The sequence below is a fragment of the Oryzihumus sp. genome, from assembly GCF_054325275.1.
Genome location: NZ_JBTCWL010000003.1, coordinates 1 through 12,632 on the forward strand (window position 1 = coordinate 1; position 12,632 = coordinate 12,632).

The window sequence follows — 12,632 nt, forward strand, 5'->3', positions numbered from 1 at the left end:
CGGTCCCATTCCGAACCCGGAAGCTAAGCCCTTCAGCGCCGATGGTACTGCACTGGTGACGGTGTGGGAGAGTAGGACGCCGCCGGACAAACATTCAGGAAGGCCCCACCACTGGTGGGGCCTTCCGCATGTCCAGGACCATTTCCCGGGCCATTTCGCGGTCCAGGTGAATGCATTCCCCTCGAGCGCGCCGCCTTTTGCGCACCCTTGTCCCTCCCGCAAAACCGCCGTTAGTGTCCGGTTCATGACCGCCCCGGCATCGCGGTATGACGAGATGGAGCGCGCGACCAGCGCGCTGGATGCGCCGTTCGCGGTCGTCGACCTGGACGCCTTCCGGGCGAATGCGGCCGACCTGGTGCATCGGGCGGCCGGAAAGCCGGTGCGGGTGGCCACCAAGTCGGTGCGCTGCCGGCACCTGATCGGGGTGGCCCTGACGACGCCCGGGTTCCGGGGCGTCATGGCCTACTCCCTGCGTGAGGCCCTGTGGCTCGCCGGACAGGGGGTGAGCGACATCCTCGTGGCCTATCCCAGCGTCGACCGCGAGGCCCTCCGGAGCCTGCGCGCCGACCCGGTGGCGCTCGACGGGGTGACCTTCATGGTCGATGACGCCGCCCACCTCGAGCTGCTGACCCGGCATCCTCCCCGTGAGCAGGCCGACGCGCCCTTGCGGGTGTGCCTGGACGTGGACGCCTCGCTGCGGCTGGGCCCGCTGCACCTCGGCGTGCGCCGTTCGCCGCTGCGGACGCCGGCGCAGGTGCGACGGCTGGCGGAGCAGGTGGTGCGGCACCGGGCGCTGCGCCTGGTGGGGCTGATGTTCTACGAGGCCCAGGTCGCCGGCCTGCCCGACAGCTCGGCGCCAGTGCGCTGGGTCAAACGCCGCTCCACCCTCGAGCTGCTGGACCGTCGCGCCGAGGTCGTCGAGGCGGTGCACCCACTGGCGGAGCTCGAGCTGGTCAACGGCGGGGGCACCGGCAGCCTGCACCTGGGGGCACGGGACCCGAGCCTGACCGAGCTCTCGGCCGGGTCCGGGCTCTTCGGGCCAACGCTCTTCGACGGCTACGACGCGTTCCGGCCGCGGCCGGCGGCCTTCTTCACCACGCCCGTCGTCCGCCGGCCGGCTCCCGGTATGGCGACCACGTTCGGGGGTGGCTGGCCGGCCTCCGGCCCCGCCGGGCGGTCCCGGCTGCCAGCACCGTGGCGACCCCGCGGGCTGCGGCTCACCCGCACCGAAGGAGCAGGGGAGGTGCAGACCCCGCTGGCCGGTCCGACGGCAGGCGACCTGCATATCGGCGACCGGGTCTGGTGGCGGCACGCCAAGGCGGGGGAACTGTGTGAGCACGTCGGCGAGCTGCACCTGGTCGAGGCCGACCGCGTCGTCGCGAGCGTGCCTACCTACAGGGGAGAGGGGCAGGCGTTCGGATGACTGCGTGGACCAACTGGGCCGGGACCGAACGGGCGCAGCCGCGACGTATGGTGGCGGCTCGCAGCACCGACGACGTCGTCGCTGCCGTGCGCGCCGGGGTGGCGGACGGCCTGAGGGTCAAGCCCCTGGGGGCCGGGCACTCCTTCACGGGTGCCGCCGTCACCGACGGCGTCCACCTGGACCTCACCGGCCTGACCGGTCTCGTCGCGGTCGACCAGGGCAGCGGCGTGGTGACCGTGCGCGGCGGCACCCGCCTGCACGACCTCAACCCGGCGCTGCTGCGGCACGGCCTGGCGCTGCCCAACCTCGGCGACATCGACCAGCAGAGCATCACCGGCGCCATCGCCACGGGCACCCACGGCACGGGCGCACGGCTGGGCGGGCTGGCCACCCAGGTGCTCGCGCTGCGGATCGTCCTGGCTGACGGCACCGTGGCCGACTGCTCGGCCACGGAGCGCCCCCGCCTGTTCGAGGCCGCCCGCGTCGGGCTCGGGGCGCTCGGGGTCGTCACGGAGCTGACCCTGCAGTGTGTGCCGTCCTTCGTCCTGCACGCCCAGGAGCGCCCGGAGCCCCTTGACCAGGTGCTCGAGGCGCTGGAGCACGAGGCCGAGAGCAACGACCACTTCGAGTTCTTCTGGTTCCCGCGCACCGACCGGGTGCTGGCCAAGCGCAACAACCGCGTCCCGGAGGGAACCCCGCTGCGCCCGTTGCCCGGCTGGCGGGCACGGCTCGACGACGAGCTGCTGGCCAACACGGTGTTCGAGTGGACCAACCGGCTCGCCACGGCACGGCCCTCGCTCGTGCCCCGGCTCAACGCCATCGCCTCCCGCGCCCTGTCGGCGCGGGAGTTCACGGACACGGCATACAAGGTGTTCGTCACGCCGCGGCGCGTGGTCTTCCGCGAGTGCGAGTACGCCGTGCCGTGCGAGGCGCTGCGCCCGGTCCTGGCCGCGCTGCGCGACTGGACCGAGCTGCACGACGAGCCGCTGCCGTTCCCCGTGGAGGTGCGTTTCGCGGCCTCTGACGACATCTGGCTGTCCACCGGCTACGAGCGGGACAACGCCTACGTCGCGGTGCACCAGTACCACCGGCTGCCGCACGCGCCCTTCTTCGCCGCGTTCGAGGCGATCGTCGCCGTGCACCAGGGTCGGCCGCACTGGGGCAAGCTGCACAGCCTGGGCGCCGAGCGGCTGCGCGAGCTCTACCCGCGCTTCGACGAGTTCGTGGCCGTGCGCAACGAGGTCGACCCGGGCCGGACGTTCGGCAACGCCTACCTCGAGCGGGTCCTCGGCAGCTGAGCGCTCAGACGGTCGCGGACTCGGCGGCACGGGCCAGGCGCGCCCGGCCGCGGGCGGTGCGCACCGAGTCGAGGGTCAGCAGGGCCAGGGCCAGCCACACGATGGCGAACCCGATCCACCGGCTCATGCTCATCGACTCGCCCAGCAGCAGCACGCCACACAGGAGCTGCAGCACCGGCGTGATGAACTGCAGCAGCCCGACCGTCACAAGAGGCACCCGCCGGGCGGCCGCGGCGAAGAGCAGCAGCGGCACCGCGGTCACCACGCCGGACACCGCGAGCAGGGTCGGGTGCAGCGGTGCGTCCGCCGAGAACGTCGTGCGCCCCGAGACTGCGAGCCACACCAGGACGCCGATGGCGATCGGGGCGAGCAGGAACGTCTCGGAGGTCAGGCTGTGCAGCGCGCCGAGGTTGGCCCCGATCCGCTTCTTCATGAGCCCGTACAACGCGAACGTGAACGCGAGGCTCAGGGCGATCCACGGCGGCCGGCCGGAGTCGACGGTCAGGTAGATGCCCCCGGCCAGCCCCACGGCGACCGCGCCCCACTGCAGCGGCCGCAACCGCTCCCGCAGCACGACGACGCCGAGCGCCACGGTGACGATCGGGTTGATGAAGTAGCCCAGCGAGGCCTCGGTGACGTGGTGTGAGACGACCGCTGCGACGTAGATGACCCAGTTCGTGGCGATGAGCAGCCCTGCCACCGCGAGCGGGCCCACGGTGCGGGGCCGGCCCAGCGTCGGACGGATCCAGGCGACGTCGCGCCGGATCCCGAGCAGCACCAAGCAGAACAGCAGGGTCCACACGATGCGGTGGGCCAGGATCTCCCAGGCCCCCGCGGGCGCCAGGGCGTGGAAGTAGAGCGGGAACAGCCCCCACAGGGAGTAGGCACCGATGCCGTATGCCGTGCCCCGCCGGGTCTCGCGGTCAGCCGTGGTGACCGGGGCGCTCACGCGCCCACGGTCCAGGTGTCCTTGCCGTGCAGGAGGGCGCCGAGGTCGGCGTCGGTGGCTGGGCCTCCGGCGGAGGCGACCGCGCCCTCGACCTGGGCGCGGACGAGGTCGTCGTAGGTGGGCCGCTCGACGCTGCGGAAGATGCCCATCGGCACGTGCACCATCTCGGGGTCGTCGAGCCGGGAGATGGCGAACGCCGCGGACGGGTCGTCGGCTCCGGCCCGGTGGGTGACCACCCGGGTCGGGTCGGCGTCGACCGCGGGCACGACCTTGAGCTCGCCCGAGTCGCCGCGGACCACGACGTGCTCGGGGCCGGAGCGCACCGGCTCGCCGTCGACGAGGTGGACGATGCGCGCCTCGGCCGAGGTGCGGTCCTTGAGCACGTCGAACGCGCCGTCGTTGAAGATCGGGCAGTTCTGGTAGATCTCCACCAGCGCCGACCCGCGGTGCTCGGCCGCCGCGCGCAGCGTCTCGGTCAGGTGCTTGCGGTCGGAGTCCATGGTGCGGGCCACGAACGTCGCCTCGGCGCCCAGCGCCAGCGAGACCGGGTTGAAGGGGTTGTCCACCGAGCCGACGGGCGTGGACTTGGTGACCTTGCCGACCTCGGAGGTCGGGGAGTACTGGCCCTTGGTCAGGCCGTAGATCCGGTTGTTGAACAGCAGGATCTTGAGGTTGACGTTGCGGCGCAGCGCGTGGATCAGGTGGTTGCCGCCGATGGAGAGCGCATCGCCGTCACCGGTGACCACCCACACCGACAGGTCGCCACGGGCGGTCGCCAGGCCGGTCGCGATCGCCGGGGCGCGGCCGTGGATGGAGTGCATCCCGAACGTGTCGAGGTAGTAGGGGAAGCGCGAGGAGCAGCCGATGCCGGAGACGAAGACGATGTTCTCCCGCTTCAGGCCCAGCTCGGGCAGGAAGCCCTGCACCGCCGCGAGGATCGCGTAGTCACCGCAGCCGGGGCACCAGCGGACCTCCTGGTCGGAGGTGAACTCCTTCTTGGTCTGGGCGGGAGCGCCCTCCGGAAGGTGCGGCACCCCGTGGGTGCCCGCACCCGGCATACCGAGGTCGATGGCGGTCATCGGTCGGATCCCTCCTCGATCTCGCTGACGGCCTTGTGCAGCACGTCGGCCAGATCCGTTGCGGTGAAAGGCAACCCGCGCACCTGGGTGTGGGACTGCACGTCGACGAGGTACTTGGCGCGCAGGAGCAGCGCGAGCTGGCCGAGGTTCATCTCCGGCACGATCACCCGCTTGTACGAGCGCAGCACCTCGCCGGTGTTGGACGGGAACGGGTTGACGTGGCGCAGGTGCGCCCGGGCGACCGTGGCGCCGGTGTTGCGCACGAGCCGCGTCGCGGCGGCGATCGGGCCGTAGGTCGAGCCCCAGCCCAGGACCAGCACGTCGGCGTCGCCGGTGGGGTCGTCGACCTGCAGCGGCGGGATGCTCGTGGCGACACCGTCGACCTTGGCCTGGCGCAGCCGGACCATGTGGTCGTGGTTGTCGGGGTCGTAGGAGATCTCGCCGGTGACGTCCTTCTTCTCGATGCCGCCGATGCGGTGCTCGAGGCCGGCGGTGCCCGGGACGGCCCAGGGGCGGGCCAGGGTCTCGGGGTCGCGCTGGTAGGGGTGGAACTTCGGGTTGCCCTGGGCGTCCACGGCGTTGGGCTCGGTCGCGAACTCCACGGTCAGGTCGGGCAGGTCGCCGACCTCCGGGATGCGCCACGGCTCGGAGCCGTTGGCGAGGTAGCCGTCGGTGAGCAGGAACACCGGGGTGCGGTAGGTCGTGGCGATCCGCACGGCCTCCATCGCGGCGTCGAAGCAGTCGCCAGGGGACTGCGGCGCGACCACCGGCACGGGGGCCTCGCCGTTGCGGCCGAACATCGCCTGCAGCAGGTCGGCCTGCTCGGTCTTGGTCGGCAGGCCGGTCGAGGGCCCGCCGCGCTGCACGTCGACGATGACCAGCGGCAGCTCCAGCGACACGGCCAGGCCGATCGTCTCGGCCTTGAGCGCGATGCCCGGGCCGGAGGTCGTGGTCACGCCCAGCGACCCGGCGAACGAGGCGCCCAGCGCCGCGCCGATGCCGGCGATCTCGTCCTCGGCCTGCATCGTCGTCACGCCGTAGCGCTTGAGGCTCGAGAGCGTGTGCAGGATGTCCGAGGCCGGGGTGATCGGGTAGGCGCCGAGCACCATCGGCAGGCCGGCACGGTGGGCCGCGGCGACCAGGCCGTAGGCCAGGGCGGTGTTGCCGGTGATGTTGCGGTAGGTGCCGGCGGGCATCGTCGCCGGCGCGATCTCGTAGGAGACCGCGAAGTCCTCGGTGGTCTCGCCGTAGTGGTAGCCCGCGCGCAGCGCCGCCAGGTTGGCCTCGAGGATCTCCGGCTTGGGGCCGAACTTGGCCTTGAGGAACCGCTCGGTGCCCTCGGTCGGGCGCGTGTAGAGCCACGACAGCAGCCCGAGCGCGAACATGTTCTTGGCGCGCTCCTTGTCCTTGCGGGACAGGTCGAAGCCGGCCAGGGCCTCCACCGTGATCGAGGTCAGCGCCACCGGGTGCAGGTGGTAGCTGTCCAGCGAGCCGTCGTCGACCGGGCTCTCGGCGTAGCCCACCTTGGCCAGGTTGCGCTTGGTGAACTCGTCGGTGTTGACGATGATCGTCGCCCCGCGCGGGACGTCGCGCAGGTTGGCCTTGAGCGCGGCCGGGTTCATCGCGACCAGCACGTCCGGGGCGTCACCCGGGGTGAGCACGTCGTGGTCGGCGAAGTGCAGCTGGAAGCTGGAGACGCCGGGCAGCGTGCCCTGGGGGGCGCGGATCTCGGCCGGGAAGTTGGGCAGGGTCGACAGGTCGTTGCCCAGGATGGCCGTCTCGGACGTGAACCGGTCACCGGTGAGCTGCATGCCGTCGCCGGAGTCTCCGGCGAACCGGATGACGACACGCTCGAGCCGCTGGACTGGCTTGCTACTCATGACCGCTTTCTCCAACCAAGCTCTCGTTGCATCCCCCGACGTCGTCAGGTGGCGTCAGGACGCCACCTCCATCGTAAGTCGCGCCCAGATGGTGGACGGCGCGAGTCCGGCGTTTGGGACGTTCGTCCCGGTCCCGACCGGCCGAACGGACGACCCGTCCTGCGGTCCGGACCGGACGGCATACCGCAGGCGCACTAGGCTGGCTGACGTGTCGCCCTATGCCGTCGTCGCCGCCGTCGTGGTCGTCGGTGTGCTGCTGTTCGTCGCCGCCATGGGGGCGCGCCGCCTGCTCGCCCCGAGGGCCGCGACCACGGCCAAGCTGAGCACCTACGAGTGTGGTGTCGACCCGGTCGGGGAGGGGTGGGCGCAGACCAACGTGCGCTACTTCGTCTACGCCTTCCTCTACGTCATCTTCGCCGTCGACGCGGTCTACCTCTTCCCCTGGGCCACCGTCATCCGGCAGGCCGACCTCGGCGCCGCGAGCCTGGTGGAGATGGGCATCTTCGTCGCCGTCCTGCTCATCGGCCTGGCGCACGCCGCCCGCCGCGGCCTGCTGCGGTGGTGGTGAGCCGGTGACCACGTCGCTGCCCATGCCCCGGGTCGGCCCGGGCACCGAGCACGCCCCGACGCCGATCAAGGTGGTCCTCAACTGGGGCCGGCGCTACAGCCTGTGGGTGTTCAACTTCGGCCTGGCCTGCTGCGCGATCGAGTTCATCGCCGCGTCGATGGCCCGTCACGACTTCATCCGCCTCGGCGTGATCCCGTTCGCCCCCGGGCCGCGCCAGGCCGACCTCATGGTCGTCTCGGGCACGGTCACCGACAAGATGGCCCCGGCGGTGCGCCGGCTCTACGACCAGATGCCCGAGCCGAAGTACGTCATCTCCTTCGGCGCCTGCTCCAACAGCGGCGGGCCCTACTGGGACTCCTACTGCGTCACCAAGGGCGTCGACCAGGTCATCCCCGTCGACGTCTACGTCCCCGGCTGCCCGCCCCGCCCCGAGGCGCTGCTCCAGGGGATCATGCGCCTGCAAGAGAAGATCGCGGCGGAGACGTTGTCCACCAAGGGAATTCGCGCCAAGTATGCCGGGTCGCGGCGCACGCACGCCGGTGCCGTGACGCGTCCGCTGCTGCACAAGCCCGCCGGGCCGGTCCCGTCGGCCGCCGCGCCCGAGGCGCAGGCATGACCGTGCTGGAGACCCCCTGCCGCGACGTGGCCGTCGCTGAGTGGGTGGCCGCGCTGACCGCCGCGCGCGAGGAGGGGTTCGCCTTCTTCGACTGGCTGACCGCTGTCGACCAGACCGACGACGCCGAGGCCCCCGGCTTCGACCTCGTCTGCCACATCATGCGCCACCGGGCCCCCGGCGAGCTCGACCGGCTGCTGCTGCGCACCCGGGTGCCGCTGGACGCGCCGGTCGCCAGCGCCACGGGCGTCTGGCGCGGCGCCGCCTGGCACGAGCGCGAGACGCACGAGATGTTCGGCGTCGACTTCGACGGCTTCGATGACGGCACCGGCCAGGGACTGCGCCCGCTGCTGCTGCCCGACGGCTTCGAGGGCACCCCGCTTCGCAAGTCCTTCGTCCTCGCCGCCCGGGCCAGCAAGGCGTGGCCGGGGGCCAAGGAGCCGGGGGAGTCCGAGGCGGGCTCGTCGCCGAGCCGCCGCAAGCTGCTGCCGCCGGGCGTCCCCGACAGCACCTGGGGGCCGCGGTGAGCGACGCGCTCGAGCTGGTGCTGCGCACGGTCAGCGTGCTTGCCGCCTTCCTCGTGCTGCCGCTGCTGGTCGGCCAGACCGAGCACAAGGTCATGGCGCACATGCAGGGCCGCCTCGGGCCGATGTACGCCGGCGGGTTCCACGGCTGGGCCCAGCTCGTCGCCGACGGGGTGAAGTTCGTCCAGAAGGAGGACATCACCCCACGCGACGCCGACCGGCCGGTGTTCAAGCTGGCGCCGGCGGTGTCACTGGTGCCCTACCTCGTGGCGCTCGCGGTCATCCCGCTGTCGCCGACCGTGGTGGCCGCCGACGTCGACGCCAGCGTGCTGTTCGTCCTGGCCGCCTCGGCCGTCGGCATCCTCGGCACCCTGATGGCCGGGTGGTCCAGCGCCAACAAGTACGCCCTGCTCGGTGGGATGCGCGCCGCCGCCCAGCTGCTCAGCTACGAGCTGCCGATCGTGCTGGCCACGGCGTCGGTCGCGCTCGCCGCCGGGACGGTCTCGCTGCCGGGCATCGTCCAGGCCTGGCACCCGCTCTGGCTGCTGTGGCAGGCCCCCGGTGCGTTCTGCTTCCTGCTTGCCGCTGTCGCCGAGCTGCAGCGCCCGCCCTTCGACATGCCGGTCGCCGACTCCGAGATCGTGTTCGGCCCCTACACCGAGTACACCGGGCTGCGCTTCGCGTTCTTCCTGCTCTCGGAGTACGCCGGCATCGTGGTGATGTCGCTGCTGTTCGCGGTGCTGTTCCTCGGCGGCTGGCACGGGCCGTTCGCCGACACCCTCGGCTGGGTGTGGACCCTGCTCAAGGCCGCCGTCGTCGCGATGGTCGTGATCTGGTTCCGCGTGGCGTGGCCGCGGCTGCGCGAGGACCAGCTCCAGCGCCTGGCCTGGCTCGTCCTCGTGCCAGTGGCGATCGCCCAGCTGGCCCTGACCAGTGTCCTCGTGGTGGTGACCTCCTGATGTCCAGCAACCAGAACGCTCCTGGCTCCCCGGCACCCAAGGGGCGCGGCGCGATACCCGGGTTGATCAAGGGGCTGGCGACCACCGCGCGCACGCTCGCGAAGCCGTCCCACACCGCCGAGTACCCCGACGCGCAGCCGCACCTGCCGCCGCGCAGCCGCGGCGTCATCGCGCTGCTGGAGGAGAACTGCACCTCGTGCATGCTCTGCGCGCGCGAGTGCCCGGACTGGTGCATCTACATCGACTCCCACAAGGAGACGATCCCCGCGCCGACGCCCGGCGGGCGCGAGCGGCAGCGCAACGTGTTGGACCGGTTCGCCATCGACTTCTCGCTGTGCATGTACTGCGGGATCTGCATCGAGGTCTGCCCGTTCGACGCGCTGCACTGGAGTCCGGAGTTCGAGTACGCCGAGCTCGACATCCGCGACCTGCTCCACGAGAAGGAGCGGCTCGGGCAGTGGATGCCGACCGTGCCGCCGCCCCCGGCGCTCGACCCGGGTGCGCCCGAGCCGGCCGAGGTGGCCGCGGCCAACAAGCCGCCGCGTGCCGCCCGTGCGGCGCGCCCGGCCACCACCGTGCGCCCCCAGCCGCCTGCCCCGCAGGGGGACGCGTGACGACCCTTGACGTGCTGTTCGCCGCCATCGGCCTGATCGCCGCCGCCAGCGCCGTGCTGGCGGTCACCACCCGCCACCTCGTGCACGCCGCGCTGTGGCTCGTGGTCACCCTCGGCACCCTCGCCGGCTGCTACCTCGTGCTCGGCGCCGAGCTGGTCGCGCTGGTGCAGCTGCTCGTCTACGTCGGCGCCGTCGTCGTGCTCGTGCTGTTCGCGCTGATGCTCACCCGCGCTCCGATCGGCCCGAGCCCCGAGCACACCTCCGGCCCGGTCCAGCGGGTCGCCGCGGCCGTGGCCGGTGCCGGGGTGGCCGGCCTGCTCGGCGCGGTGCTGCTCGTGGCGCTCGGCGGCAGGCTCGTCAGCACCCGCGAGGGTCGTACCCACGGGGTCGCCGAGCAGCTGTTCGGCACGTGGGTGTGGCCGTTCGAGCTGCTCTCGCTGCTGTTGCTCGTCGCGCTGATCGCAGCCTTCGCGGTCTCCCGTATGCCGTCCGCGACCGGAGCGGAGGCGACCTCACCCGAGCGGCGGGCCGACGACGCGGTGGAGGTCCCGTGATCCACCTCGCCCTGCCGCTCACCCTCGTCGCGATCCTCGCGGGCGCCGGTGCCTACGGGGTCCTCGCCCGGCGCAACGCCGTCCTCGTGCTCATCGGGGTCGAGCTGATCCTCAACGCCGCCAACCTGTTGCTGGTCACCATGGGCTCGGTCACCGCCGACACGCTGCGCTCGGGCCACGTGCTGGCGCTGTTCGTCATCACCATCGCGGCGGCCGAGGTCGGTGTCGCGCTCGCCGTCATCCTGGCGCTGTTCCGCGACCGCGGGCACGTCGACCTCAGCGAGCCCGGGACATGACCGGCCTGGCCACGACGACGGCGCGGCTCGTCGTCCTCCTGCCTGCCCTCGCGGCGCTCGCCGGACTGCTGCTCGCCCGCCGGTCCCGCGCCGGCTCCGGGGTCGTCGCGATCGGCGCGGCGCTCGCCGGGGTCGTCCTCGCGGTCCTGCAGCTGGTGGCCGTCCACTCCGGTGGCGCCACCTCCTCGATCGGGACCATCGGCGCGCTGCCGCTGGGCGAGCTCGCCGTGCCGCTGCACCTGCTCGCCGACCCGCTGTCGGCGGTCGTGGCCCTGGCGGTCACCGTCGTCGGCGTGGCGGTCCAGGGCTTCGCCCGGTGGTACCTCGCCGAGGACGACCGCTACCCGGTCTTCGCCGCGAGCGTCTCGCTCTTCCTCGCCGGGATGCTGCTGACGGTGCAGTCCGCCGACCTCGTGCTGACCCTGGTCGGCTGGGAGGTCATGGGCTGGTGCTCCTACCTGCTCATCGGCCACGACAGCCGCCGCGCCTCGGCCCGACGGGCCGCGTTCAAGGCCTTCCTGGTCACCCGGACCGCCGACCTCGCGCTCGTCCTCGGCCTGGTCATCCTGGCCGCCGGGCCGCGCACGACCGCCATCCCGCGGGTCATCGCCCACTGGCAGGGCGACCACGGCGCCCTGCTCACCGCCGCGCTGGTCTGCCTGCTGTCGGGCATCGCCGGCAAGTCGGCCCAGTTCCCGTTCCAGGACTGGCTGCCCGACGCGATGGAGGGCCCGACACCGGCATCGGCCCTGATCCACGCCGCGACGATGGTCGCGGCCGGCACCTACGTCGTGGCCCGGCTGTTCCCCCTCTTCCTCGCCTCCGACACCGCGCGCCTCGTGCTGGCGGTCGTCACCGCGGTGACCATGGTCGGTTCGGCCGTCCTGGCCTTCGGCCAGTCCGACCTCAAGCGGCTCCTCGCCTGGTCGACCGTCAGCCAGGTCGCGATCATGCTCTCCGGTCTGGCCGTCGCCCCCGCGTCCCCATGGCCGGGGGTCACCCACCTGCTCGCGCACGCCATGTTCAAGGCGCTGCTGTTCCTCGCGATCGGCTGGCTGAGCGTCCTGACCGGCGGCACCACCGCGGTGGCCATGACGGGCGGCCTGCGCGCGCACCCGATGCTGCGTGCCCTGGTCGGCGTCGGCCTGCTCTCCCTGGCCGGCGTGCCGCCCCTGGTCGGCTTCGTGTCCAAGGAGCTGGTCATCGGGGCGGCCGAGGAGGGCACCCGGCACGGCCCGGTCCTGGGTGCGTGGCTGGTCCTGGTGGCCCTGCTCGTCACGGTGCTCCTGACCGCCGCCTACTGCACCCGCGCGTGGCTGGTGCTCACCCACCACCGGGCCGACCTGGCGCAGCCGGCCGTGCCGGAGGCGGGCACCGCCGGCCACGGGCACGCGCCGATCGACACCCCTGCGAGGCTGAGCGTGCAGGCGCTCGGCGTGCTCACCGTCCTCGGAGGCCTCCTCGTGCTGACGCCGCTCGTCGGTGACGTGGGCAGCATCGGCTGGTTCACTGCCGTGCTGTCCCTGCTGCTGGTCGCCGGAGCCTTCCTCGGGGTCCGCCGCGGCGCCACCGCCACGACCAGCGGCGACGCCGCCGAGCGGCTCGGGCCGGGGCGCACCGCCCTGCTCGACTCCGGGCTGGGCGTCGACACGCTCTACGTCCGCGCGGTCGCCCGGCCGGTGACCTGGCTGGCCCATGTCGTGGTCAGGGCCGACCGCGACGTCATCGACGCCTACGTCCGCGGCACCGCCGTAGCCACCCGCTGGGCCGGGCTGGGAGCCGAGCGTGCCCACACCCGCAAGCCCTCGGCATACCTGGTCTGGGTGCTGCTGGGGATGCTCGCGGTCGCCGTCGCGGGGGTGAGCCTGTGGTAGC

The 12,632-nt window shown here is 72.6% G+C and carries 13 protein-coding genes and 1 rRNA gene; 11 read left to right on the forward strand and 3 right to left on the reverse strand.

Annotation, left to right across the window (positions count from 1 at the left end):
* The 3 genes from rrf to ACXVGS_RS00950 form a co-directional block, all read left to right on the forward strand.
* A 5S ribosomal RNA gene (gene rrf / locus ACXVGS_RS00940) occupies positions 1–88 on the forward strand; the annotation flags it as partial.
* A 156-nt stretch (positions 89–244) separates the two neighbouring features.
* Positions 245–1,423 (forward strand): amino acid deaminase/aldolase, encoded by a 1,179-nt coding sequence (locus ACXVGS_RS00945; protein WP_458536531.1) that lies wholly within the window; start codon positions 245–247, stop codon positions 1,421–1,423.
* A complete protein-coding gene (locus ACXVGS_RS00950) occupies positions 1,420–2,721 on the forward strand; it encodes a D-arabinono-1,4-lactone oxidase (RefSeq protein WP_458534418.1) in 1,302 nt (433 codons plus the stop codon). Before ACXVGS_RS00945 ends, ACXVGS_RS00950 begins: the two co-directional genes overlap by 4 nt.
* Before the next feature lie 4 nt (positions 2,722–2,725).
* Here the strand turns inward: ACXVGS_RS00950 and rarD are convergent, their stop codons facing one another.
* Genes rarD through ACXVGS_RS00965 form a run of 3 tightly spaced genes read right to left on the reverse strand, consistent with a single transcriptional unit; the run spans position 2,726 to position 6,629 of the window.
* Positions 2,726–3,670, reverse strand: coding sequence for an EamA family transporter RarD (gene rarD / locus ACXVGS_RS00955; protein ID WP_458536532.1), 945 nt, complete (start codon positions 3,668–3,670; stop codon positions 2,726–2,728).
* A complete protein-coding gene (locus ACXVGS_RS00960; protein ID WP_458527791.1) occupies positions 3,667–4,749 on the reverse strand; it encodes a 2-oxoacid:ferredoxin oxidoreductase subunit beta in 1,083 nt (360 codons plus the stop codon). The genes rarD and ACXVGS_RS00960 overlap by 4 nt, the downstream gene beginning before the upstream one ends.
* A complete protein-coding gene (locus ACXVGS_RS00965) occupies positions 4,746–6,629 on the reverse strand; it encodes a 2-oxoacid:acceptor oxidoreductase subunit alpha (protein ID WP_458536533.1) in 1,884 nt (627 codons plus the stop codon). Before ACXVGS_RS00965 ends, ACXVGS_RS00960 begins: the two co-directional genes overlap by 4 nt.
* Positions 6,630–6,837: 208 nt before the next feature.
* Here ACXVGS_RS00965 and ACXVGS_RS00970 point away from each other — a divergent pair, with 208 nt between their 5' ends.
* The 8 genes from ACXVGS_RS00970 to ACXVGS_RS01005 are packed head-to-tail and all read left to right on the forward strand — an operon-like array spanning position 6,838 to position 12,631.
* The gene (locus ACXVGS_RS00970; protein ID WP_458527793.1) at positions 6,838–7,197 is read left to right on the forward strand and encodes an NADH-quinone oxidoreductase subunit A; all 360 of its coding nucleotides are present in this window, start codon (positions 6,838–6,840) and stop codon (positions 7,195–7,197) included.
* A gap of 22 nt (positions 7,198–7,219) precedes the next feature.
* Positions 7,220–7,813 (forward strand): NADH-quinone oxidoreductase subunit B, encoded by a 594-nt coding sequence (locus ACXVGS_RS00975; protein ID WP_141790034.1) that lies wholly within the window; start codon positions 7,220–7,222, stop codon positions 7,811–7,813.
* Complete coding sequence (locus ACXVGS_RS00980; protein ID WP_458531333.1) at positions 7,810–8,337, forward strand: NADH-quinone oxidoreductase subunit C; 528 nt, start codon at positions 7,810–7,812, stop codon at positions 8,335–8,337. Before ACXVGS_RS00975 ends, ACXVGS_RS00980 begins: the two co-directional genes overlap by 4 nt.
* The gene (gene nuoH, locus ACXVGS_RS00985) at positions 8,334–9,293 is read left to right on the forward strand and encodes an NADH-quinone oxidoreductase subunit NuoH (RefSeq protein WP_458531334.1); all 960 of its coding nucleotides are present in this window, start codon (positions 8,334–8,336) and stop codon (positions 9,291–9,293) included. Before ACXVGS_RS00980 ends, nuoH begins: the two co-directional genes overlap by 4 nt.
* Positions 9,293–9,907, forward strand: a complete 615-nt coding sequence (locus ACXVGS_RS00990; protein WP_458536534.1) for a NuoI/complex I 23 kDa subunit family protein — start codon at positions 9,293–9,295, stop codon at positions 9,905–9,907. The genes nuoH and ACXVGS_RS00990 overlap by 1 nt, the downstream gene beginning before the upstream one ends.
* Positions 9,904–10,461, forward strand: a complete 558-nt coding sequence (locus ACXVGS_RS00995) for an NADH-quinone oxidoreductase subunit J family protein (RefSeq protein WP_458527797.1) — start codon at positions 9,904–9,906, stop codon at positions 10,459–10,461. Before ACXVGS_RS00990 ends, ACXVGS_RS00995 begins: the two co-directional genes overlap by 4 nt.
* Positions 10,458–10,757, forward strand: a complete 300-nt coding sequence (gene nuoK / locus ACXVGS_RS01000) for an NADH-quinone oxidoreductase subunit NuoK (RefSeq protein WP_458527798.1) — start codon at positions 10,458–10,460, stop codon at positions 10,755–10,757. The genes ACXVGS_RS00995 and nuoK overlap by 4 nt, the downstream gene beginning before the upstream one ends.
* Positions 10,754–12,631, forward strand: a complete 1,878-nt coding sequence (locus ACXVGS_RS01005) for an NADH-quinone oxidoreductase subunit 5 family protein (RefSeq protein ID WP_458536535.1) — start codon at positions 10,754–10,756, stop codon at positions 12,629–12,631. Before nuoK ends, ACXVGS_RS01005 begins: the two co-directional genes overlap by 4 nt.
* The last annotated feature ends 1 nt before the right edge of the window (position 12,632 follow it).

Coding starts and splice junctions, on each gene's coding strand:
- ACXVGS_RS00990 (WP_458536534.1), top strand. CDS start 9,293: ATGTCCAGCAACCAGAACGCTCCTGGCTCCCCGGCACCCAAGGGGCGC.
- ACXVGS_RS01005 (WP_458536535.1), top strand. CDS start 10,754: ATGACCGGCCTGGCCACGACGACGGCGCGGCTCGTCGTCCTCCTGCCT.
- ACXVGS_RS00950 (WP_458534418.1), top strand. CDS start 1,420: ATGACTGCGTGGACCAACTGGGCCGGGACCGAACGGGCGCAGCCGCGA.
- ACXVGS_RS00975 (WP_141790034.1), top strand. CDS start 7,220: ATGCCCCGGGTCGGCCCGGGCACCGAGCACGCCCCGACGCCGATCAAG.
- ACXVGS_RS00960 (WP_458527791.1), bottom strand. CDS start 4,749: ATGACCGCCATCGACCTCGGTATGCCGGGTGCGGGCACCCACGGGGTG.
- ACXVGS_RS00980 (WP_458531333.1), top strand. CDS start 7,810: ATGACCGTGCTGGAGACCCCCTGCCGCGACGTGGCCGTCGCTGAGTGG.
- ACXVGS_RS00945 (WP_458536531.1), top strand. CDS start 245: ATGACCGCCCCGGCATCGCGGTATGACGAGATGGAGCGCGCGACCAGC.
- ACXVGS_RS00965 (WP_458536533.1), bottom strand. CDS start 6,629: ATGAGTAGCAAGCCAGTCCAGCGGCTCGAGCGTGTCGTCATCCGGTTC.